This is a genomic window from Apibacter sp. B2966, from assembly GCF_011082485.1.
In the GTDB taxonomy this organism is placed as follows: domain Bacteria; phylum Bacteroidota; class Bacteroidia; order Flavobacteriales; family Weeksellaceae; genus Apibacter.
Window position 1 is genome coordinate 2,104,789 of the sequence record NZ_CP049714.1, and the last position, 22,753, is coordinate 2,127,541.

General features: G+C 29.5%; 21 protein-coding genes. 19 read left to right on the forward strand and 2 right to left on the reverse strand.

The features are described from left to right. The first annotated feature begins 26 nt into the window (after nucleotides 1-26). From G8C43_RS09005 to tssD (G8C43_RS09070), 14 genes are all read left to right on the forward strand, one after another. Complete coding sequence (locus G8C43_RS09005) at nucleotides 27-2,465, forward strand: ATP-dependent Clp protease ATP-binding subunit (RefSeq protein ID WP_166005571.1); 2,439 nt, start codon at nucleotides 27-29, stop codon at nucleotides 2,463-2,465. A 29-nt stretch (nucleotides 2,466-2,494) separates the two neighbouring features. Further along, nucleotides 2,495-2,941, forward strand: a complete 447-nt coding sequence (locus G8C43_RS09010; protein ID WP_160542641.1) for a hypothetical protein — start codon at nucleotides 2,495-2,497, stop codon at nucleotides 2,939-2,941. Between the two features lie 2 nt (nucleotides 2,942-2,943). Further along, nucleotides 2,944-4,317, forward strand: coding sequence for a DUF5458 family protein (locus G8C43_RS09015; RefSeq protein WP_166005572.1), 1,374 nt, complete (start codon nucleotides 2,944-2,946; stop codon nucleotides 4,315-4,317). Between the two features lie 147 nt (nucleotides 4,318-4,464). After that, nucleotides 4,465-4,959, forward strand: coding sequence for a hypothetical protein (locus G8C43_RS09020; protein ID WP_160542639.1), 495 nt, complete (start codon nucleotides 4,465-4,467; stop codon nucleotides 4,957-4,959). Then, nucleotides 4,960-5,673, forward strand: coding sequence for a hypothetical protein (locus tag G8C43_RS09025; RefSeq protein WP_160542638.1), 714 nt, complete (start codon nucleotides 4,960-4,962; stop codon nucleotides 5,671-5,673). It abuts the gene before it with no gap. Nucleotides 5,674-5,686: 13 nt separating this feature from the next. Beyond that, the gene (locus G8C43_RS09030; protein WP_160542637.1) at nucleotides 5,687-6,121 is read left to right on the forward strand and encodes a GPW/gp25 family protein; all 435 of its coding nucleotides are present in this window, start codon (nucleotides 5,687-5,689) and stop codon (nucleotides 6,119-6,121) included. A gap of 3 nt (nucleotides 6,122-6,124) precedes the next feature. Next, entirely contained in the window at nucleotides 6,125-7,975 is a 1,851-nt protein-coding gene (locus tag G8C43_RS09035; protein ID WP_166005573.1) for a type VI secretion system baseplate subunit TssF, read from the forward strand. Further along, nucleotides 7,972-8,622: a C40 family peptidase gene (locus G8C43_RS09040; RefSeq protein ID WP_166005574.1), complete on the forward strand. Its 651-nt coding sequence runs from the start codon at nucleotides 7,972-7,974 to the stop codon at nucleotides 8,620-8,622. The genes G8C43_RS09035 and G8C43_RS09040 overlap by 4 nt, the downstream gene beginning before the upstream one ends. Before the next feature lie 3 nt (nucleotides 8,623-8,625). Then, nucleotides 8,626-9,573, forward strand: coding sequence for a type VI secretion system baseplate subunit TssG (locus G8C43_RS09045; RefSeq protein WP_166005575.1), 948 nt, complete (start codon nucleotides 8,626-8,628; stop codon nucleotides 9,571-9,573). Beyond that, nucleotides 9,570-10,544 carry a TssN family type VI secretion system protein gene (locus tag G8C43_RS09050; protein ID WP_160542633.1) on the forward strand — a complete coding sequence of 325 codons (975 nt, stop codon included), beginning with the start codon at nucleotides 9,570-9,572 and terminating at the stop codon, nucleotides 10,542-10,544. Before G8C43_RS09045 ends, G8C43_RS09050 begins: the two co-directional genes overlap by 4 nt. Nucleotides 10,545-10,559: 15 nt before the next feature. Further along, nucleotides 10,560-11,720, forward strand: coding sequence for a hypothetical protein (locus tag G8C43_RS09055; RefSeq protein ID WP_166005576.1), 1,161 nt, complete (start codon nucleotides 10,560-10,562; stop codon nucleotides 11,718-11,720). An 11-nt stretch (nucleotides 11,721-11,731) separates the two neighbouring features. Next, nucleotides 11,732-12,247, forward strand: a complete 516-nt coding sequence (tssO, locus tag G8C43_RS09060) for a type VI secretion system TssO (protein ID WP_166005577.1) — start codon at nucleotides 11,732-11,734, stop codon at nucleotides 12,245-12,247. 109 nt (nucleotides 12,248-12,356) lie between these two features. Continuing rightward, the gene (tssD, locus tag G8C43_RS09065) at nucleotides 12,357-12,743 is read left to right on the forward strand and encodes a type VI secretion system tube protein TssD (RefSeq protein WP_160542630.1); all 387 of its coding nucleotides are present in this window, start codon (nucleotides 12,357-12,359) and stop codon (nucleotides 12,741-12,743) included. Nucleotides 12,744-12,847: 104 nt separating this feature from the next. Then, complete coding sequence (gene tssD, locus G8C43_RS09070; protein WP_160542629.1) at nucleotides 12,848-13,243, forward strand: type VI secretion system tube protein TssD; 396 nt, start codon at nucleotides 12,848-12,850, stop codon at nucleotides 13,241-13,243. Between the two features lie 147 nt (nucleotides 13,244-13,390). Here the strand turns inward: tssD (G8C43_RS09070) and G8C43_RS09075 are convergent, their stop codons facing one another. Next, entirely contained in the window at nucleotides 13,391-13,774 is a 384-nt protein-coding gene (locus tag G8C43_RS09075) for a hypothetical protein (RefSeq protein ID WP_166005578.1), read from the reverse strand. Between the two features lie 103 nt (nucleotides 13,775-13,877). On the opposite strand from G8C43_RS09075, the gene G8C43_RS09080 reads away from it, so the two are divergent. Next, on the forward strand, nucleotides 13,878-14,333 hold the full coding sequence (locus tag G8C43_RS09080; protein ID WP_166005579.1) for a regulatory protein RecX: 456 nt from the start codon (nucleotides 13,878-13,880) through the stop codon (nucleotides 14,331-14,333). Here G8C43_RS09080 and trxA read toward each other — a convergent pair. Further along, a complete protein-coding gene (trxA, locus tag G8C43_RS09085; protein ID WP_160542626.1) occupies nucleotides 14,330-14,626 on the reverse strand; it encodes a thioredoxin in 297 nt (98 codons plus the stop codon). The genes G8C43_RS09080 and trxA overlap by 4 nt on opposite strands. A gap of 281 nt (nucleotides 14,627-14,907) precedes the next feature. Between trxA and G8C43_RS09090 the strand changes: the two genes are divergently transcribed. The 4 genes from G8C43_RS09090 to G8C43_RS09105 all read left to right on the forward strand — a co-directional run bounded on the left by G8C43_RS09090 (nucleotide 14,908) and on the right by G8C43_RS09105 (nucleotide 22,670). Continuing rightward, nucleotides 14,908-18,270 (forward strand): hypothetical protein, encoded by a 3,363-nt coding sequence (locus tag G8C43_RS09090; protein WP_166005580.1) that lies wholly within the window; start codon nucleotides 14,908-14,910, stop codon nucleotides 18,268-18,270. Between the two features lie 275 nt (nucleotides 18,271-18,545). Then, nucleotides 18,546-20,609, forward strand: coding sequence for a protein-disulfide reductase DsbD family protein (locus tag G8C43_RS09095; protein ID WP_166005581.1), 2,064 nt, complete (start codon nucleotides 18,546-18,548; stop codon nucleotides 20,607-20,609). 61 nt (nucleotides 20,610-20,670) lie between these two features. Continuing rightward, nucleotides 20,671-21,360, forward strand: a complete 690-nt coding sequence (locus G8C43_RS09100) for an SIR2 family NAD-dependent protein deacylase (RefSeq protein ID WP_166005582.1) — start codon at nucleotides 20,671-20,673, stop codon at nucleotides 21,358-21,360. 146 nt (nucleotides 21,361-21,506) lie between these two features. Continuing rightward, the gene (locus G8C43_RS09105; RefSeq protein WP_166005583.1) at nucleotides 21,507-22,670 is read left to right on the forward strand and encodes a GlmU family protein; all 1,164 of its coding nucleotides are present in this window, start codon (nucleotides 21,507-21,509) and stop codon (nucleotides 22,668-22,670) included. Nucleotides 22,671-22,753 lie beyond the last annotated feature (83 nt).

Genomic DNA, 22,753 nt, shown 5'->3' on the forward strand with positions numbered 1-22,753 from the left:
TATAAAATATTCACTTTATACTTATTATGGAAGCGACATTTACTGAAGAAATATACTCGGCTTTAAATATAGCTAGAAAATATGCAATGGAAAAGAAAAATGCACATTTTGGCGCACCACATTTTCTTAAAGCAATTCTTCATAGAGATTTATCTCTTTTAAAAGAATTAGAAGCTATGAAAAAAGATGTTTTTTTTATAGAGGAATGGGCAGATGTTAGAATAGATGATTTTCCACGAGCAAGCAGGAATATAAAACCGGAAGCTGATGATAGTATTGATAAAATTATAAAAGAAGCAGATGAAATAAGAGATATACTAGGTAGGGAAGAGGTAGACTTGTATTGTATAATGGCAGCAATGGCAACTCCGGGTGTGGGTTTCAGCTTCGATCAAATGAAAAGTTTTCCTATTGTTAGAGGCGAATTATTAAACGATATTGGTGATGAAAATAATACAAGGATATCAGAAAAAAACAATGGTATAAATGCTTCTATAAAGTACTTATATAAATATTGCAAAGATCTGTTAGCTAAAGCTAAAAAAAATCCTAAACAAATTGTGGCCAGAGAAAAAGAGATTAAGGAGATTGTAGAAATTATAAGTCGTTTTTCTAAACCTAATGTTCTTTTGCAAGGCTATCCGGGTGTAGGTAAAACAGTATTAATCGAAGGATTTGTAAATCAAATTGTTCAGAAACAAGCACCTGATGAATTGTTAAAGACTAAAGTTTATGAATTAGATTTAGGGTCTTTAATAGCAGGGGCCTCATATAAAGGGGAAATAGAAGATCGCTTAAAAAAGATATTGCAAGAATTAAAATCATTTCCTCAATCAATACTTGTTATTGATGGAATTCATGTTCTTTTGGATAAAAACAGTGATAATTCAGGAATTTCCAGTATTTTAAAAAGTGAATTATCCGGAAATAGCGGACTAACACTTATCGTGACTACAACGGTAGATGAATATACTAAAAAAATTGAAAAAGACGAAGGGCTTTCCAGTATGTTTGAGGTGATTAAAGTTGAAGAACCTAATGAAGAACAGGCATTTCGAATATTAAAATCAGCTTTGCCTTCATATTTAAAACATCATACCATTAAGGTAACTGATGAATCTATTACAGAATCCGTAAGACTTTCTCAAAGATATTTAAAAGAAAAAAGTTTACCCGAATCAGCGTTGAATTTATTGGATCGAACCATGTCTGTAATTAAAACTGCAGGTATTTCTTTTCTAAAAGAAAAAGATACTTTGCAAGATAAGTTAATAACAATACAAGAAGGAGAGTGTAATAAAAAACTTGAATTAAAATGGTTTTATGAAGATTTAAAAAAGAAAGCTCAATATTTATTGGTCCAAGAAAATTTAATTAGGGATGACATAGAATTATTATCTGAAGATTCTTTATACGAATATTTAAAATCTTTATTAGAAAGATTAACTCAAGTAGCACAATCCAAAAAAGAACATATAGATCCGATTGACTTAGCTGCAGTTGTGGCGCAAAAAACGGGAATTCCATTAGGTAAGCTTCATTCAGAAGAAAAAGATCGGTTACAAAATATGGATGAGATACTTAAAAAAAGAGTAGTTGGACAGAATTATGCCATTGAAGTAATAACAGAAGCAGTTTTAGAATCTCGCTCAGGATTAAGTAAAGCAGGACAACCGATAGGATCATTCTTTTTTCTAGGTCCTACAGGAACAGGGAAAACAGAATTAGCAAAATCATTAGCAGATTTTCTTTTTCAGGATGAACAGGCGATTATTCGTTTTGATATGTCGGAATTTAAAGAAGAACATTCGGCTGCATTATTATATGGAGCTCCTCCGGGTTATGTAGGGTATGAAGAAGGGGGATTATTGGTCAATAAAATCAGGCAAAAACCCTATTCCATAGTATTATTTGATGAGATTGAAAAAGCACATTCATCTGTATTTGATGTCTTTTTACAAATTATGGATGAAGGTAAACTTCATGATCGCTTAGGTAAAGAAGGAGATTTCTCCAATGCTTTAATCTTATTTACCTCTAACATCGGGGCACATTTCATTGTGGATTCTGTTAATACGGGTAAAGGCTTGCCCTCTTCGAATCAATTAATGGAAATAATGTCAGGTAATTTTAGACCGGAATTTTTAGGTAGACTTACCGAAATAATTCCTTTTAGTCCTATAACTAAAGATAATGCTATGGGAATATTTGAAATTCACTTGAAAAAAGAATTATTAGATCTAGTTAAAGATTTGAATATTGATCTAAGCTTGTCGCAAAATGCTAAGTCCTTTTTAGTTGATAACGGATTTAATGCAACGTATGGAGCAAGGCCTTTAAAAGGAATAATTCGTTCAGCTTTACGAAGACCTATGGCTAAGAAGATAATTTCCGGAGAAATTAAAGAAGGGAATAATGTTACTGTGGATATGCTGGATGATAAATTACAATGGATAATCAATTAAAATAAATTATTAATTAAAATTTAAATAATATGTTATCAAATTATGGCATTGGAGGAAACGAAGTTCCTTTAGATGCAAATGAAGCAATACTGGAAATTGCACAAAACCGTACTTTAATAGCTCAAAAATTAACAGGTCAAACTCCTATCAGACCTGAAATAATCGAAGGGTTAACAACCGTTGAACAAGTTTTCGAACACTTTAAACCGGAAGTAAAAGTGAATTTTGAAGATGCAGATGGAGTTACCCAATTTGAAGAGCTAAAATTTAAAAATCTTGGGGATTTTGGAATAAAAGGGATTACAGCTCAAAGTAAGTTTTTAACTGATTTACAGGTTGAAAAAGACCAATATCAAAAAATTATTAAACAGCTTAAAACCAATAAAATTTTAAAAGCAGCACTTGAAGATCCGGAAGCCAGAGAAGCTTTAATGGATAGTATAGAAGGGCTTATTAACGAATTAAATCAAAAATAATTATGGCTAAAGAAAATGTAAAAGCGCAAATCCAACCTGTAGATGTTGCGGTATCGGAACAAGCTAATAAAAAAATTGATATTAAAAGTGGTTTAGATAAATTAGCCAAATTTGGTGGATTTGATTTATTAGAAGCCTCTATAGAAAATGTTCAAAATTTAAATCCGGAACGTAAGGCTAGAAGACAAATATTTTTAGGTGATTCCAATAAAAAAAATGAACGCAATGCACTTAAGAAAACATTAGAACTTTGGCTTAATGTGTTGAAGAATAATACCAGTCTTACAGATATGGTGGCGCTTAGTGAAGATAAGAGTAAACTTGCCGATAAAACTTTACAAAAGAATTTAGCTAATGCAGTAAGAGAGACTGAAGAGCTAGAAAAGGCCTATCGTACCGTAGCTTTATTTTATAAAAATACAGATCAGGATAAGGTAAAAAATGTTTCAATAATTAATGCAGAATTAGACCAATTAACCGATTTAGATAACACTCGATTTATAGATGCTATACATACAGAATTAGTAGATAATTATGATCGACTGGATTTAAAAAATAATTATGGATTATTAGTTATACCCGGTTATTTAGGTAGTAATAGAGTGGTTGAAAAATGGGCAAAAATTGCTCATGAAAATAAAGTAATGTTGGTAACAGATTTTGCTCACCTTGATGAACCGGATGATGTAATGGAGATGTTTGATGAAGCATATCTTACCGGTGGAGACATTTATCGTTCCAATGTACTAATGACATGTAATTGGTTAGTTGGAAGAGGGAAATTTGATGAAATTCAAGAAGAAAACGATCTATACATACCCCCATCCGCTGCATTAGCCGGTAAAATATACGGAACTTTAATGTCGCAAGTTACTGCAGGTAAAAAGTTCGGAGGAATTAATGAAATAGAAGGAGTTAAATTCGATCTTAAAAAAAGCGAAATAGCTAATTTAGAGAATATGGGGTTAATTCCAATGGTTAACGAATATGGTAAAGTAATGGCTTTCTCAGGTAAAACCCTATTCAATGGAGATAATTTAGGGCTTCAGACCTATTCAGTGGTTAGAGTATTTGACTACGTTACTAAGGTATTAATGGATTTTTTAAATCGTAGAGCATTTGAAAATTTTACAGCAAAAACACGTAAAGAAATTATGAATCAAATTGTACGCTTTTTAGATGGTATTACCGGTCCGGATAAATTAATTGAAAACTTTGAAGTAAGAAGATTCGAACAAGATGCAGTACAGAAAGATCGAATTTATTTAGACATACATTTAAAACCTTATTTCCCGGCTAAGAACTTTCTTATAAAAATGGATGGGCATAAAGGAGATGAAGGAAATGATTGGGATACTGAATATGAACAAAAATAATTGATAGTACCAAGAGAGGGAAAATTTTTTACCTCTCTTTTTAAAAATTATAATATGAATATAAAAAGCAAAATCTTTAAATTATTTTTTATAAGCGGATGTATATTCTTAGGATATAATATGTCATATGGGCAGTCAAGTTTACCAATGAAAAAAATAAAAGAAGACACTTTGCTAACAAAAATAGTTGATTGCAATGCCTTGTTTACACTAAATAATAGGAAAGTAGATTTAATAGGAGGTAAACCCTATATCTATGCCGAACCTTATTATGAAAGAGTTTTTAATAGTAAAAAAGATTTTGCTGTATTTCAAACGATTAAGAGAAAAGGAAGTCGACCTCTATTATTTGTGAAATTGTTTAGATTTAATACCTGTCTCAAAAAAGATGAGGTCATGGAATTTATTACAATTAACGGTTATAGATATAGAATAAAAAATAGCTATAAACCAAACTGTGACGGATATTTATTAGGTAAGATCAGGAGAAAAGATATTAAAAATCTAATTAGAAGTGATATAAGCAGTATTAAAATTATAACTTTCGATAGGGATTATGAGTTTCATTTAGAAAAAGCAGAGGCCGAACGAATAAAGGATGAATTTCAATGCTTGAAAAGTAAACGTTTTAAATTCAAATAAATGCCATTACCTCAATTAGGTTTATCATTATCTATAACAGATAATCCCGGATCACCTATGTATTCCGGAAAAGGTGAGAGGGAGAAGATGTCCGATTTTGATTCCGCTATACGACAACATACTATTACCATTGTTATTACTGATGAAAAAGTCAATGAAATTGAATTTAATCTTAGTGACAAAAACTTACATAAAATCATGTTACCTACCTATAAAATGATGGTAACTGATGACAAAACAGAAGAAAAAACTTATTATGAAGTAACTCGTGACTCTTTATTGCTTAATGAATTAAAAATTAACAAAACAGGTGGATTTTCATTTTTAGGAATAAATATTTTAAAAAAAACAGTTTATATGTTACCTGTAGTCGCTTTTGAGCCATTAAAATCCGTTAAAGAAGTATTTGAAGTTTCCAAATACCGTACAAAAAAAGATAATTATTTGTATTATACTCTACATAGGAACAATGAAAAAGCACTTTTAGTGTCAGGATTGCCTCCTGAAAGCTTTATTAATTCTACAAGTTGTGAACATTTTTTTTACATCGAGGATCACCATCAAGGGCAAAAATTTATAGGAGATATTTCTTATAGAGAAAAATTTATAAAAACTATTCCTAAAGTTGAAATACACCTTATTAAGCGTCTAAATAATATTAAAGAATTTGAATTAGACAAATCAGGTAAAATAAACAAAATTATTTATTTATAAATAAGAAATTGATATGTATGGAATTTATTATAATATTCCCATAAATTTTCAGCATCTCATTGAAAAAAAAGATGTTGAAAAAACAAATTTAGATCAATCAATAGCTAAATATATTAATTTAATTGTAACCTCTTCTTTTGGAGAATGTAAATTCAATGAAATGTTAGGATGTAAAATTTGGGAGATGGATTTTGATTTATTATCAGACACTAATAGTTTAAGAGACAAATTTAAAAATGATATTAAAGAAGCTATAATGATGAATGAGAGTAGATTAAATTTATTAGAAGTTGATGTTGCGATTGGTGTAGGTCAGAATCCTTCTTATAATAATTCAATACGATTAAAGAAAAAAGTAACGATGAAAATAGATGGACTGATTAAGAAAACAAATAGACCCTTTAATTTTCATGGATATTTTTTTATTGGACCTCTTTCACAAAATTAGAAAATGGATACTCAAGAAAAAATAAAAGATAGAATTCTTAGAAGGGCAGCCCAAACGTGGGGTTATACGGATAGTGAACTAGAAACATCCTTTGATCCTATAGTTGCTCTGCTATTAGAGGCTTGCGCATCAGAATTAGAAAAAATATCTGCTGAATTAAATAATTCCAGATCACGTATTATTGAAAGATTATTGGAAATAATGTCTCCTGAGATTAATACCGGAATTATACCTGCCAGGTCAATTCTTCATTTAGAGCCTATTGAAAATAATTTTACCATATCCTTGGAACATCAATTTAGATGTAAAAAAACAATACAAAATATTTATGACCCATTACAACCTATTGTTAAAGATATATATTTTGGAACAACTTTACCCTTTATTTTAACAAAAGCTAAATTAGACTATATCGCTTTTGGCAATTCATTATATTCTTTAAAAAGAACTATTCACAAAGATCCTATTGCAAAAGAATCAAGATTTATGAAACCGGGATCATTATGGTTAGGAATAACTTGTCCGGATGGTGTTGATAAACTGGAAAAGCTTATGTTTTTTACGGATGTAAGGAATATATCTCAAAGGGAAATTTTTTATAATTATTTAAAACAAGCCAAATTTTATATTAACAATCAAGAAATACCTTATAAAGAAGGATTTAATGTTGAAAATTATACAATTGATATTGATGCAGTTGTAAATAAAAACTATAATAAAATCAATCAATTGTATACAGATGTAAATAATTTTTATTCAGATAAATTTTTGCATTTTACCCAAGATATTATTATCAAAGATGAAGTATTTAAAGTCCCGGATGAATTAGTAGATTTATTCGGCAGCAACGTAACTAAAATTAATGATGCAGAAAATGTAATTTGGATTCAGATTCAATTTCCGGAAGTTGTTATCAATGATGCTTTTGAAAATGTAATGTTTTACATTAACGCGATTCCTGTTATTAATAAAAGATTACTTACTCAAAATCAAACCATTGGTTCTTTTATTAATTATATACCTTTAGCTTCTGAAGATATATTTTTAGATTTAGACAGTATAAATGATTCGAGAGGTTATCAATATCATATTAAAGAATTTTCGGAAGGAAATTTAGATATAGGAGATGCCACATTGAGACACACAGGTGTTATTCGATTTGATGAACGGAATGCTTCTGAATTGATTCAATATCTGATTGAATTGTTAAAAGATGAAAGTGCTTCCTTTACCGTAATTGGTGGTGATTTTATTGACGGGACGATTAAAGAGATCAACAAATCGATTGCAACATTGGAGCAGCACATAAAAGAAAAGAAATTCACAAAATCTAATTTTCCTTATGCTATTATTCGTCCAAAATCTGCAGCTATAAAAAATGATAATGATTTCTTTACTATAAGTTATTGGGTTACTAATGGGGAGGAAGCCAACGATATGAAAGTAGGAACTCATTTGGACGGGATAGGAACTAGTGATTTCAACCAAGATTCTATCATGCTGATTAATACATCAGTAGGAGGTAAGTCCAGGATGGATACTAAAGGTAAAATTGATTCATATAGAGAGGCTCTTTTAACTCGAGGAAGAATAGTAACATTTGCTGATATAAAAACTTTTTGTCAAAACCATTTTAAATTTACTATTACCGGGGTCGAAATAAGAAAAGGTACCAAAATCGATACTTCTACAAATAAAGGATTTGTCCGAACCATAGATATAATTTTAGAAAGAAATTTAACACCGGATTCTACAATCACTGATTTTGAATGGCAATATTTATGTGATAACATGCTTTATAAATTAGATAAAGTTTCCTCTAATATTTATCCTTATAGATTATTAATAAAATGAAAAAGAATATACTTGCATTATCTGTATTGACGTTTTTTTTGTTCTATGCATGTCAAAATAAGTATTATAATGAAATACCTTATAAGTTCAAATACAATGAAGATGATATAAAATTAAAATTAGGAATTACAACAAATTACCTGCCTATCTTAGATACCTTAGATCAACAATATGAAAAAAATTTAACAGATAGACAAATTTATCTTAAAGAAAAATATTCAATAATCCTAGGTATTAAGCCTGAGGAATTAACCAATTATAAATTTTATTGTTTTATAGATAAATGGATCGGAACACCTTATGCTACTAAAGGTTTTACCACTGATAGTTTGAACATAGGGGCATTTACAAGTGCTTTGTATCAATTAACTTTTAAGAGAAAAATACCCTCCACCCCACTGGGAATCTTTAATTCTCCGGAAATTAATCTCTTTACGGGACGAAAATTCCTTAAAGAAGGAGATATCCTCTTTTTTAGATATCAAAAAGATATTCCGGTTGGCGATATAGGAATCTATTTAAGAAATAATAGAATATTAGTAAGTACCAGGAGTAAAGGTTTAATAATAAGTGATTTTAATTTAGATTACTTTCAACTTAGATATGTTAGTGCCGGAAGACTAATTATTGATAAAGAAACTGAATAAATGATGGAAGCTATAGAAACAAATATCCTATCGGAAGAAATAAAAAATAGGATAAATAATTTGAAATTTGATCTAAAAGCCGAAGTTATTATTTCAGAAATACTCGAGCAGCTAGACAATAAAGAACAAAACATTTTAGTAGATTACAAAGGACAATTTAAAAGACCTTTTAGGAAAGATGTTTTAGGGGCGGAAGTTGTTAATTACAATTATGACATAACAGAGTATGTGAAAGTTAATTTATCTAGAGATGGTATTTATGATACTCTCCCTGAAGGATTAACTCACCAACTGGGAGCCGACAAACCAAAAAAAATGGTCTCTGATATGACCAAAGAATATAAAGTTCATAAAAAGGAAGAAGAATATGCAAGGAAATTTTTCTTTCCATTTGAAAATGAATTTTTTCTTAAAGCTATAGAAAGAGAAAATATTGAGAAAGAAATTTTGTTGGAACTTAATGGATCTAAACCACTGGATTTCTTTTACGATTTTTGGCATATTGATCGAGAATTGCCCCCCGTATTAGTTTCTAAATTAATTAGAATCTTGCCTTATCTCCATAAAATTGTTGGAAATCTTGATATGACCGTGCATTGTTTAAGCTATTTGTTGGAAGAAGATGTGGAAATAGCAGAGCAAGGATATAAAGAACAATCCAGTTCAGAGGAAGAAATAAATCTGGGAAATTGCAGACTCGGTTTAGATATGATTTCAGGGAGTGCCTATATGGATTACTCATTATACTTAGAATTTAAAATCGGACCGTTACAAAAGACTTCATTTTTAGATTATATCCATCAAGGTAAACTAAAAAAATTTATAGAATTATTTTATGAATATTTTCTACCTATGGAAGTAGATGTAAAAACAACCATATTATTAGAAAAAGAAACAGAAGTTTTTAATTTAACTGAAAATACAATTTTAGGAATAACATCGAGAATATGAAATTTAAAACCTATTTTAAGGACTTAATAGATCCTTCAATTATAACAGGAGTATTGATAATATTGGCGGTATCTATAATTGTCTATATTTTTTTTAGCTCAAAAGTAGAAGGTTTCAAACAAAAATATAAAAACAAATTTATAGCATACACCATTATATTAGTTTTAGTAACTGCATTAGTGGTTTTTATAGGTTCTTCGGAAGTTTTTAACAATCAGATATTTAGCATTTTTATTTTTTATCAAGTAGTTTTTTTTATACTAGGAATTATCCATTGTTTCGTCTACAGAAATTACTTTGATAAGTTTGATTCTAAATCTCCCTGGATTGAATTACTTTTTAGTATAACTATGGTGATATACATTCTTATACCATTTCTATTCGTGTATACACTGGTAAAAGGTAATACGTTTGTATATAACATGATGTTTTCATCATTAGTTTTTATCATTCCGACATCTATATTTTTAACATTTCAAGCATCTATTTCAATTCCTCCGAAAATTTATAAAACTTGGCAATTTCCGGAAGAACATGCCTATCCTGATCCACCGGACAGCGAATATAGAGATATGGTAGTCATTACTTTTGTTTTCCATAGAGATCCTAATTCTGATATACGAACAGAGTTTAGAGCAAAAGCCCCGATACGTATGGATTTTGGAAGATTATTTTATCATTTTGTAAATGATTATAACTTAAGGAATCCTGATTCAACTATTAATTTGCTTGATATAAACGGTGAAAAACAACATTGGGTATTTTATTTAAAATCTAAATATTTAGGCTTACCAAAATTTATTAAGCCTGATTATCCATTGTACGTAAATTCAATAGAAGAGAATAGTGTCATCATATGCCAACGTACACCTCCATTAATTAATTCTGAAGAAGAATTGAAATATAATTTTGACAATGATCAAAATGATGAATTTGAAAATCTAAATGAAAAAAACAATGATAATTTTTAAAATAAATCCTTCGCTATGTTAGAAAAATTAAATTATTTTCCAGTTAATTGGATTGATGGGATGAAGATAAACAAATCCCACTTCATAGCCATGCAAGATAATTTTGTTGATATGATGCGTGATGCCATAGGAAGTCACGTTACCCCTATAAGCTATGGTCTTTTACCGGTGCACAACACCATGGAATCAATAAAAATTTCTTTGATTATAGACAATCATAAATTATTACGAGTAAAAATTGAAGAATGTCATGCAGTCACTCCTAATGGGGCCCGTATCGAAATTACCCCATTAAATAATTCTATAGATATACAGATGCCTTATCCGGAAGCCGTATACAATTTAAATGAGGAACAAGAAATCATTTTACTAGCCAATATAGTAGTTAATCCGTTTGAACAAATACCTTTTGGAGTTTTAAATTCTGATGAAAATCCACCTAGGTATCCATATTTAACTCCTACTTATAAATTGCATTTAGTTCAGGAGGGACAAATATCAGAACAAACTTCAAACATTGGTTATCAACTGACTGTAGGTAAAATTGTTGTAACTAAAGAGGATACGTATTTACAACCGGGTTATATACCTCCGTGTACCTCAACGAACAGTCATAAAGAGTTGATTGATGTACATACTCAAATTGATAAGTTTATGGGGCAATTGGAATTATATGCAGTTCAAATAGCTCAAAAAATTAACAGGAAAAATCAAACGAATGAATTAGCTATTATGGTTTTAAAACTTTCGGAATTGGTGATTACCTATTTGGGTAATGAAATCAATTCCTTAAGATGGCTTGGGTTGTATACTACACCGGCTTACATGTTGGATAAAATTGTTCGATTAGCCAGAATCATGAAAAACTTTGTTGATGCTAAATCCGGAGCAGGTAAAGAAGAATTATTGAATTATTTGGCAGAATGGTGTGGATTATCACAAGGCGATTTTGAAGTTCTGTTTACGGATCTGGTTAATGCCGGTTATAATCATTCACAAATTGATAAAACTATTAAAAAGGTAAATATATTTATGCGAACACTAGATCAATTATTTGCCGCATTAAATAGACTCGATTACATCGGAAAAAGAAATGATACCGGAATATTTATTAAAGAAAGGCTGGAAAATAATACAATTGAAAAAACAAAAAAAAGCAGATTTTTTGACGATTAAAAATTTATAATATGGAAGTATTAAATAAAAAAGATAGATGGATTGCTTTTCTACTTTTTATATCTTTATTTACATTAACAGTAATAATTATTGTTACATCAATATTCTTTAATTATCAGTTGCCTTGGAGAGAAAATTATGAACTTAGAAAAGAAAATACTGCAATTATTAATGAATTTAGGTATCAGGAAAAGTTTGAAAATCAAATGGAAATTTTAAAAAAATATATAGATTCCATTGATATGCCCAACCATGATATGTATTATTATCAACAGAAAGCCATTGATATGGTCATAAAAATGGAACAAAATATTCCGGGTAAAGACAGTATACGAAGAGGTTTATTATATAAGAATTTTTTGTTGACCAGTAGAGCTCTCATCGAATCAAAAAAGACCATAAAAACCTACGGGAAAAGTAAGGCAGAAATTGACACTTTACTTGCTAAGGTGGAGACATATAGGAGGCAGATACAAATTATTACCAGAGATTTAGAAGTCTGCAGACAATTGTATAATAATAAATAAATATTTTAACATTAATTTAACATATTGTATTGAGATAAGCTTACTATATATAATTATCTTTGTGGTATAAATATATTTTATTAAATATTAATTATTAAATTTTTTTATTATGTCTTTTAAATCTAAATTAGAAGTAGCAGGAAAAACGTACAACATTTTAAATGTTAATTATTCCCTAGCTCAAGAAACAGATCCAACTGGGCGTCCATCTTCTCAAACCAGAGGTGGAAGAATTGAAGTAACTGTTGAATCAACAGGAGAATCTGATATCTTCGAATGGATGACCAATAGTTTCGAGAGAAAAGATGGTAAGGTAATCTTTGTAAAAAGAGATTCTGATGCCACTTTGAAAGAGTTGTCATTTACAGATGGTTACGTGGTTAAGTACAGAGAAAATTTTGATGCTTCCGGTACCAACCCGTTAACAGAAACGTTTACTATTTCAGCTAAGACTATTAAAATGGGTACAGGAGAACATATTAATGAATGGGTATAAAAAACCTACATTAAATATAACCTGTAAGATGAAAGGGGATTTTATGAATTCCCTTTCATTTAAATATTATTCAATAAGTTTTATTTAACAAAATTTTAATCAATATGTCGTCATTCTTAGCTAAATTGGAAATGGATGGTAATACTCATAATGTTCTCAAATGTAAATATAGCTTTAACCAAGGAGTAGATAGTACAGGAAAACCACAAGCTACTATCCGTGGAGGGCAAATCCATTTAACGATTGAAAGTACAGGAGCACCCTATTTTGTTGATTGGATGTTATCCACAGAAAAAACCAAAGATGCAAAGATTATATTTTATCGTAGAGATGCCATGAGTAAACTACAAGAGGTAAAATTTGAAAAAGGTTATTGCATTGAATTTTCAGAGGAGTTTGATTCTGTAAATAATGAACCAATGAAAATTAACCTTATAATAGTTGCAAAATCACTTTCTATAAGCAATGTGGCTTATGAAAATGTTTGGAAAATTGGATAATTAAGTATATCTATATAAAATCATTGAAAATTGTTAATTTTCAAAAAAAATAAGGCGATACAATCGCCTTTTATATTTTAAAAATAATAAATAATACTATAGAAATCAATGCTAAAATTTAATCAAATATGCATTTGATTGCTAGACTTAGTTAGATGTTTTTTTTCTTTTTTTCTGATCCGGATTAATCGCTCTTTCCCGTTTTAGTTTTAAATATTTATCAAACTGCTCAGTTGATAATACTTCTTTTAATTTAAAATCAATTTCCCTGTTGTTGTTTTCAATCAAAAAACGTATCTCTTGATTGTCAATACCGGTATCCATTACATTTTTTAGATATGTAGTTTTTTCTAATATGAATTCTTCAAGCTCTAATTTTTGAAAATCGTCAAGGATTAGGTCTTTATCTAATGTTGTAATTTGTTTTTCTGTAATTTCTTCAGGCTTAAAAGAATTATTATTTTGTGCATAGGAAATTGAAAAAGTAGTTACAACTAAAAATATATGTAAATAGCTCTTAAATGATTTCATGTTCTAAAAATAATTGTTATAAAAATACTTAAAAAATCGGGTTAATAAACTTAATACAAAAATTTTAAAACTTTTTTATATTTTAGTACTTAAATAAGATGTCGTGCTTGATTTGTCCCAAATAAAAAAAAAATTAGCAGATTATTGCGTCTATCAGGATCGCAGTCATTATGAAGTTGAACAAAAATTGAAAGAATTGAGAACTTTGAATGAGGATGAGAGGGGTGAAATACTCATATGGTTGATACAAAATAATTTTTTGAATGAGGAAAGATTTTCTAAATCATATGCTAGAGGAAAATTTTATCAAAAAAAATGGGGGAAGATTAAAATTAAGCAAGGATTAAAGCAAAAGAGAATTCCAACTAATTTAATAGATAAAGGGATTGAAGAAATTAACGAGGAAGATTATAAATCAACTCTCACGGAGTTGACTGAAAAAAAATGGAATATTCTTAGGGAATCTGAAATATATTTAAAAAAGAAAAAAATATATAATTATCTATTACAAAAAGGGTATGAATACAATTTAATCAACGAAATACTTAAAAATTATTAAAAGTATTGATTTAATAAATCTATAATCTCTTGTGCAGCTCTTACGCCGCTTTCTCTCCATTTTATTTCTCCTTTTTTAAAAATAATTAAGGTAGGTACTGATTGAATATGATATGCACTTGCCAATTTTTGATTTTTATCTATATCAATTTTAATAATTGTTGCTTTATCTCCAATTTTTTCTTTAACCTCTTTCAATATTGGTGCTAACATTTTACAGGGTTGACACCATTCTGCGGAAAAATCAATTAACACGGTTTTATTTCCTTGAATTATTTCGGTAAAATTTGACATAAATATTTCATTTATTATTTATAGTATTACAAAAATTAAACCGTTGGGTAGATTATTTATCGTTATTTATTAAATACAATTTCATTATTGAAAAATAATTTTGATTTTTTTAGTTGAAGATTAAGATAATGTTATTAAAAGTAGTAAACTAAATTGTAATGAGTAAAATTTATTGAATAAAATAAAGTTTTATCAATTAATGGGTATATCAAAAAAAAGTATAAATTCGTTAATTTATAAAATTGCTAAGTAGATCAATATTCATACTAATTACTATATGCTTGGGATTATTTATCCAGGCTCAGGATATTGATTGGAAAAATCCAAATTTCAAGTGTAAAAAAAATGTAATAAAGGACACCATAGTAGTACTTGATTCTCTAACGATTATACCTGAGCCGATTTCCATAAAGAATAAAAATAATGAAGAAATAAACCCTAAATTATACTCATACCATTCGACACTAAATGCGATAAGAATTGATCCTTTATTGATAGGTCAGGAATTAAAAATTTGTTATTACCTATTTCCTGAAAAAAAAGAAAAAATAATTTATTCTAAAGATACGTCACTTATAGTGAGAATTAATAAGCCTGTAAAACTTTATGAAATAACTGAAAAAGTAAAGAAAGATAATGAATTTTTTCAAAATTTGACAAGTTCAGGGACCTTAATTAGAGGAATCACCTTTGGAACCAATCAAAGTGCTTCCGTTCAGTCTTCATTGGATTTAGAGCTATCCGGTCATTTAAGTAAAGATGTTATGATAAAAGCAGCTATATCAGATCATAATATACCTATACAAGCCGACGGATATACCCAACGATTGGATGAATTTGATAAAATCTATATTGAGCTTTCTAATAAAAATTCTTATTTAAGAGCGGGACATTTAGATTTGATTCAAGAACAAGATTATTTTGCCAATTTCTCGAGAAAGATTACGGGTATGAAAATTGGAACACGAATAAAACGTACAAATTCATTTACCGATTTATATGCTTTAGGTTCACTTTCCAGAGGTGAATTTAATCGAATGAAATTTACCGGAATAGAAGGAAATCAAGGGCCTTATAAATTAAAAGGAAAACAAGGAGAACTTTTTATAATTGTATTATCAGGCTCAGAAAAAGTTTATATGAACGGTGCGTTATTAAAAAGGGGCGAAGATCAAGATTATACGATCAATTATAATACGGGAGAACTTACTTTTACCTCTAAAACCTATATTTCGTCCAATAGTCGTATAGTAGTAGAATATATTTATAATACCACTACTTATACACGTTTTTTACTATATACGGGTGGAAAATATCAATCAGAAAGATTTACTTTTAGTGCCAATATATTTTCTGAAAATGATACCAAAGCTAGTAATCAGGAACTAACAGATAAACAAAAAGAAGTTTTACGTGAAGCAGGAAACGAAATAGACCGAATGTATGCGCCGAATGCGGTATTAACCGAATATGATCCAAACAAAATTTTATATAAAAAAATTAATACGGGTCAAGAATTAATTTATCAATATTCAACCGATAGCTCAGAAGAATTATATACACTTTCATTTACCTATATGGGGACTAATAAAGGAAATTATAAAATTGTATCACTTCCTGTAAATGGTCGTGTATATGAATATATTCCTCCAATTGACGGGATATTACAAGGGGAATATGAACCCGTAACCCAATTGATTCCACCTCAAAAAACACAAATAGTTTCAACTCATGCAGAATATAGGTTTAATAAAGGTAATTTGGGTGTTAATTTGGCAATAAGCGATCATGATGAAAATACGTTTTCGTCTATTGGAAATGGCAAAAATAAAGGTTTTGCAAGTAAAATATACTTAAATAAAAATATAGATAAAAAATATTGGAATAGTAATTTTAATTTATCCCATATTTTTATTCAAAAAAACTTTCACATCTTAGAAAGAATTAACCAAGTTGAATTCGATAGGGATTTTAATATTTCACAAGAATTCAATGGCATAAATCAGAACCAATTAAGTCTGGGTTGGCAAAACATATTATATGAAAAATGGAAGTTAAATTACACCTTGCATTATTTAGAAGAAGAAAATTTTTATAAAGGATACAAAAATGATATACACCTGGGATATGCTACTAATAATACAGCCATATCTACAAATGTTAGTTATTTATATTCCAAACAACAAGACAGTATCCATTCTAATTTTATAAAGCATATTTCGGAAGTTAATCAACAAATAGGAAAGGTGAAAGTAGGAATCGGTTTAAAAGGAGAAACCAATAAAGTTAAAAACAATTTGCTGTCAAAATATACCTCATCCAGTTTTAACTGGAATGAAATATATGCAACCTTACTCACAGATAGCGCAAAAATTTTTACCGAATTAAAAATTTATGCCAGAACAGATGATTCCGTACGTATTGGTAAACTGAAAAATTTTACCACTTCCTATGGAACGGTAATAATCAATCAATTGATACAATCTCAAAATCATAATTTAAATATTGATTTCCATTATCGTAAAGTGCATTATAGTAAAGCTATATATACCAATCAAAAAGATGAAAATTACTTATTAGGATCTATTCATTGGAATAAAATTTTACTTAAAAGCGGATTAGTCTTAAATTCTGAATATGAGTTGTCGAGTGGTCAGGAAGCCCAAAGAGAATTTAAATATGTAAAAGTGACGGATGGAAAAGGCATTTATAAATGGACGGATTATAATGGGAACGGTATAGAGGAAATTGATGAATTTGAAGTGGCAGAATTCAGCGATCAAGCACAATATATACGTGTTTATACAGACAATGTAAACTATTTAAAATCAAATAATAATAAATTACTGTTTACCATACATGTACATCCCTCTCGTTTTCTTAATTCCGACTGGTGGAAAAGAATAACCTTACAATCTGCTTTTCAATCGATTTCATCTTACAAGAAAAAAAATAAAACCGTTGAACTTAATCCGTTTTCCAATAAAGATATCTTGACTCAGACACAGAATATAACTACAAATCTATCATTTAATCGAATCAGTGTACACAAATGGACCGGAGCTTTTCAATTCATGGAAAATAACTCTACACAATTTATATTTACCGGAAAAGACAAAAGAAATAGTATCAATTTTCAAACTTTAGTAAATTATAAACCTTGGGATTTATGGATTTTTTCTCTTCAAAATAATTTTATCACAGATAAAAGTAGATCTCAACTTTTTGTTACCAAACGATTTACCATTGAAACAACAGCTTTTCATCCTTCATTAACCTATGAAATTCAAAAAAATATCAGCCTAAGAGCCTTACTAAAGTATCAACATAAAAAAAACAAATTAGGAAATGAACGGTTAGAATGGAAACAAGCCGGATTTGAATGCCATTGGAATGATGAGAAAAGAACCTCTCTTACCGGCACTTTTTCATATATAAAAAATGAATTAAAAGGAAATAATTTTTCCTTGGTATCCAGTCAGATGATGGAAGGGTTACTAAGTGGGAAAAATATGATATGGAAAGCATACCTTCAACGAGAACTTAGCTCTGTTTTTACATTGAATATTATATACGATGGTCGCAAAAGTGAAGATTCAAAAACCATACATACGGGAAGTGTTCAGATAAAAGCTTCGTTTTAATCGTTAAATTCAACACTTAAAGATAAGATATACCAAAAAAATTTTGAATAAATGATTGTAATTTGGTAATCAATCATATATTGTTTCAATCATGAAGTGTTTATAAATCAGATAATAACCATTTAATAAATAAGAAAAATTTCAAATTTTACTGTCATTTTTGGAAAAAAAAGATGGACTTTCCAAAGTAAAATTAAGATAAAATCAGTCGATTATATTTGTGAAATTTATTACATTTGGTTCATAAACTAAATAATTCTAACATAAAGCTTATCATGAAAAAACTGATTTGGATTTTTTTTGTTCTTGCCCTAGTAGCCAATGCTCAAGTTAAGAATCCTATCCAGTGGAAATCGGAAATAAAACATGAAAAAGATAATATCTATGAAGCCGTATTCACTGCAATTTTAGAATCGGGGTGGCATGTTTATTCCAAAGATATAAAGGTTGAAAATGCTATTCCAACTTCATTTTCATACCCCAAAAATTCTTCTATAAAACTAATTGGTCCAACTAAAGAAATTGGTAAAAAAATTGAAGAATATTCCGATGTATTTGAAGGAACTTTGATTTATTATTCCAATAAAGTTGAATATAGGCAACGAGTTGAGGTTTTAGGTTCTAAACCGGTTGTATTTGAAGCAGATGTTGAATATCAGATATGCAACGATAAAGTATGTTTAGCACCTGATGAAGAAACCTTTTCATTCAAATTGATTCCTAAGTCAATAAATCAAGATAAGTCAACGGTCTTACTCAAAGACACGATTAAGCAATTGACTCAACCGAATCCAAAAATAGATTCCGTTCCTTCGACTCCAATAAAAGATTCCGTTCAACCCATAAAAACAATTGCAGAAAGCAATAAAAATCAGATCATTATACCCGGCTTTAATATGGCTGAACCCATAAATAAAGATTGCGGAGATAGGATAATTAAAAAAGAAGGTTATATATGGATTTTTACATTTGGTTTTTTAGGAGGATTGGTAGCTTTGCTAACCCCATGTGTATATCCTATGATTCCATTAACCATATCCTATTTTACCAAACATGCTAAAGGTAAAAAAGAAGGCAAGAAAGATGCCTTGATTTACGCGTTTTTCATAGTGTTAATTTTCGTATTATTCACACTGCCCTTTCATCTTATAAGTGGCATAAATCCGGATATTTTTAATCAGATTGCCACCAATGTTTGGTTGAATTTAATCTTTTTTGTGATTTTTATACTGTTTGCTTTTAGTTTTTTTGGATATTACGATATAACGTTACCCGGATGGATGGCTAATAAATCTGACAAAGCTTCCGAATCGGGAGGTATAATAGGTCTTTTTTTCATGGCTTTAACCCTGGTAATCGTTTCATTCTCATGCACCGGTCCTGTTTTAGGAAGCATATTGGCGAATGCAATTCAAAACCCGAATCAATTGACCTTAGCATTTGGAGGATGTGGATTAGCTTGGGCACTAGTGTTTGGAATATTTGCATTATTTCCTCAATTTTTACATACGATGCCTAAATCAGGAGGATGGATGAATACCGTTAAAGTTGTTTTAGGTTTTTTAGAATTGGCATTAGCGTTCAAGTTTTTATCAAAAGCAGATTTAGTAGCTAAAACTTTTTTGTTAAAAAGAGAAATTTTTATCGCGATCTGGATCCTTATTTGTATTTCAATTGTATTATACTTATTAGGTGTAATTAAATTTCCTCACGATAATAAAAAAGTAAAAATCAATGTAGGAAGAATAATCTGGGCTTGTCTCTTTGGACTGATTGGAATTTATATGATCCCTGGATTGTTTCCTTCAGAAAAGCCTAATTTAAAATTGCTTAGTGGACTTACTCCACCTATGCAAATTAGCATATATCCAAACAACCAAAAAAATGGGGTTTTAGGATTGACCATCTTTCATGACTATGAGAAAGCAAGGGAAATGGCAAAAAAGGAAAATAAACCCATTCTCATTGATTTTACTGGTTATGGATGTGAAAATTGCCGAAAAATGGAAGAATATGTGTGGAGTGAACCGGATATTTGGAATATCTTACACGATAAATTCATAATTTCATCTTTATATGTTGATGATTCAGAAAAATTGCCTAATAATGAGCAACAAACCCTTCATTTAAAAGATGGAAGAAAAAGAAAAATTAAAACAATAGGAAATAAATGGTCTACTTTTCAAAGAGAGAACTTTAATTCCAATTCTCAACCATTCTACGTATTAGTAACACCGGATAATAGAATTTTGAATCTTCCGGTTGCAGGTTATATGGATAAAGAAGAATTTAAAAATTTTCTGCTATGTGGATATACTACTTATGATGAGTTAAAATAAGATTTAAAAGGAGAGAACTTATATTTAAAAATAATTAGTTAACTAATTGAGTGCATAAAATATGAAAAAAAAATTAGTTGTATTAACAGGAGCAGGAATGAGTGCTGAAAGCGGTTTAAGCACATTCAGAGATTCAGGTGGATTATGGGAAAATTATAAAGTGCAAGAAGTAGCCTCCATAGAAGGATGGTATAAAAACCCGGAATTAGTGCAGAATTTTTATAATATGCGAAGAGCCGAGTTGCAAAAACATGACCCTAATCGGGGGCATCATTTGCTCAAAGAATTGGAATCCATTTTTGATATTTCAATTATAACTCAAAATGTTGACAATTTTCACGAAAGAGCTCAATCAACACATATACTTCATTTACACGGTGAACTTACAAAAGTAAGAAGCGAAACTAATGAATCACTTATTTATGATACGTTACAAGATGTTCATATGGGGGACTTAGCAGAAGATGGTGGACAATTACGTCCCCATATAGTGTGGTTTGGAGAAATGGTTCCTGAAATGGAAAATGCCATTGAAATAACTCAAAATGCCGATATTTTTTTAGTCATTGGAAGCTCTCTTCAAGTATATCCGGCTGCATCTTTACTTGATTTTGTGCCGGTAACTTCAAAAATATTTGTCATAGATCCTAAACCGTTCCGAACCTCATTACGCAATGATATCATATTCATACAAAAAGGAGCATCCGAAGGATTGGAATATTTTAAAGAGCATTATGCGAAAGATTTATAAAAATAAATAATAAGGCATTATTAAATAATAGAGAGTCAGTGTTTTAGCTATTTTATGTATAAAATAATTAAAGTTTTTAACGGAAATAAAAGAATAAAAACTATGATATAATTTTTTATATTTGAAAAAATAATAAAGTATATACTATGAATATTATTCTTTTTGATGGGAAAGAGTATTCCGATCTTTTACCCTTAACGTTTACGCGACCGGTGGCAGAACTAAGGATGGGAATATTAACATTTGCGGAAAGATGGAAACTTATTTTTCAAACGGAAAAAATCTCTTATCTAACTCAAAGATATCTTTCAGAAAAATATACTCTTCAAAATGAAGAAGAAAACGTATTTATAAATCCCGCCTATTTTCCAAATCAAGATTTTATTTTCCAATTAAAAAATTTAAAATTCGGAGAAGCTTTTTATTATCAGGAAGAGTTGGTAGCAGCAAAAACTACTCTTGAAAATTTTCAATTAAATAATTTTGTAAAAAAATTGGATATAACATTTGAAAGCTTTCACATACAATATCCTTGGGATTTGTTTACTTATAATTCGGATGCCATTACTTATGATTTCCAATTAATTACACAAGGCAGAAAATCATGTACCTTATCTAATACCGTTAGAATCATAGGAGATCCTTCACAACTATTTGTTGAAGAGGGTGCCGTAGCCGAATGTGCAATACTCAATACCAAAGAAGGACCTATTTATTTAGGGAAAAATTCTGAAATTATGGAAGGAGCGATGATTCGAGGTTCCTTTGCCTTAGGTACGGGTTCTAAAATAAATATGGGAGCCAAAGTTTATGGCGGAACAACAGTCGGACCGTATTCCAAAGTGGGCGGAGAAGTAAATAATATTATAATCTTAGGATATTCAAATAAAGGACATGACGGTTTTGTAGGAAATTCGGTAATAGGTGAATGGTGTAATTTGGGAGCTGATACCAACTCCTCAAATTTAAAAAATAATTATGCAGAAGTTAAGCTTTGGAATTATAAAAAACAAAAGTTTATTAAGTCAGGATTACAATTTGCAGGAATGATCATGGGAGATCATTCTAAATCAGCTATTAATACACAATTTAATACAGGCACGGTAGTAGGAGTTTCGGCCAATATATTTACTTCCGGTTTTCCACCTAATATAATAAAATCTTTCTCATGGGGTGGTAAGTCAGAAAGTCCAAACTTTAAATTGGAACAAGTATTTGAAGTTGCAGAAAGGACTATGAAAAGAAGGGGAATTGAATTATCTGAAGAGGATAAGAAAATTATAGAATATATCTATAACAATTACAAATAATTTATACGGATTTTCTAATAAAGTATGATATAAATTTTTAATCAATTTGTATATGTTAAATTTCATTCAGTTAAATTTTTTGT